This is a genomic window from Herbiconiux daphne (assembly GCF_024979295.1).
Taxonomy (GTDB): Bacteria; Actinomycetota; Actinomycetes; order Actinomycetales; family Microbacteriaceae; genus Herbiconiux; species Herbiconiux daphnes.
The window spans coordinates 1-1,211 of the sequence record NZ_JANLCJ010000110.1; the positions used below are offsets into that span (position 1 = coordinate 1).

Sequence of the window (1,211 nt, forward strand, 5' to 3'; positions counted from 1 at the left end):
GGAACACCAGCATCTCTTCGTTCTGGTAAAGCTCTGGTATCCATCTATGCTGATGCCTTTGGTAATGTTAAACAAAAGTTAGTATATGCAAGTCTACAAGCTACTTGGGTTCGTTACAAATCTCCAGTGTTTACGTGGTCTCAGTGGGTTCGTTTAGCAACTGCTAATGACCAAGGTGTAGTTGATTTTGCTCACGGTGGCACAGGCGGTAATTCTAAAGCTGCTGCTCAAACATCTCTGGGTATTGAGATGCCTTCTAATGGTTCTATTGCCCCTGGTATTAATCTTGACCAATTCAAAGGTGATGGTTACAAAGGTTATTGGCGTCAACCATTAACTACTGCTGCATCTAATGCTGGTGCTAACTATCCAGTTCCAGAAGCAGGTCTGTTGACTGTCGAAGTAAGTGGTGCTAATGGGAATGGAACTACTCAAACCTATCGCACTTGGGAAACTAACCAAGAGTTCACAAGAACTTGGCAGGCCGTTCAGGGTAATGTGAATATGGGTAAATGGTCTCCGTGGCACACTAAACTGAATGCGTTTGTTATTGATAACTTCTTCTTGAAACCTGATGGGAGTCAAGACCCTGATGCTGCCAAGAATGGTTGGGATAAAGCTCATCCACCTACTCGTGGTGTTATGACAAACATCTACTTCCATCCACAGCCAAGTAAGTTGAAAAATACTGTTAGCACTCCACAGTATCTTGACCCGCCAACAAACAAGGTTCCTAACCCTGACTATCCAGGCTATCAAGATGCGAATGCTCCTTGGGGCTTCGGTATCAATGACAAGGATAGAAGTCTTCAGATTTGGGGTGGCCCGACTGAGAGTGCTACACCTGACTACACCAGTGGTCTGGAAGGTATTACTGGTTCTCGTCGTTTCCAGATTGGTGCTATGACACAGGTGGTTACTTCTAACCCTGTTGGTGCTGTGCAGATTAAGAACCCAGGTGGTTATCAGTATTTCACTGTTACTCTTCCTAACGGTTTCTTGACTACCAGAAACCCTGATGGTTCTGGTGGAACAGGTTTAGCCAGTGATTCTATTGGTGCTATTCGTATGGGTGGTAACGCTTCTACTGGTGCAGTGCAGATTGATGCTTGTTATCAGGGTGCATTGAAGTGGAACGGTAACAAAGCCAAGACTGGTGGTGACATTTCTTCTGAATGGAATACTGCTCTTGAGCCTTCTCTTGCTCAGAA

General features: G+C 44.9%; 1 protein-coding gene. It reads left to right on the plus strand.

Annotated features, from left to right (window positions below):
* A partial coding sequence (locus tag N1032_RS23385) for a pyocin knob domain-containing protein (RefSeq protein ID WP_259542750.1) occupies positions 1 to 1,211 on the plus strand: 1,211 nt, incomplete at both ends.